1 pseudogene is annotated in these 346 nt (G+C 40.8%); it reads right to left on the bottom strand.

The window, feature by feature from the left end:
* Positions 1 to 253: pseudogene (locus tag HC175_RS24015) on the bottom strand (M56 family metallopeptidase); the annotation flags it as partial.
* Between the last annotated feature and the right edge of the window lie 93 nt (positions 254 to 346).

Genomic DNA, 346 nt, shown 5'->3' with positions numbered 1-346 from the left:
AACCTGAGCTAAGGCCGGTTTGGACTTCGCCGCCTCCGCCTATCAAAACTTCTGGAAGCATTGTAAAAGTTTCCGCAGGAAGGGCACTTTGCAGCAAAGGGATCTTCAGCAAAGGAAGAAGTATGGCTATAACCGGCGTGATTAGGAGATATACCCGATTATAAGTAAAGAAAGTTTCCTTCTTTAGGAGTAGCTCATATACCAGTAGGAATATCAGCTGAAATACGATGATCTGGATAATGTAGTGCTGCATCTTATTCTTTTTTATTGATCTCTTCGAGAATGGATTCCAGTTCTTTTGTATCCATTTTGTTGTTCTTCATGAAAAACGACACCATGCTTTTGA

The organism is Salinimicrobium oceani (assembly GCF_012037645.1).
The sequence above is the reverse complement of the archived record's forward strand: the minus strand, read 5'-3'. Positions and strand labels throughout refer to the sequence as shown.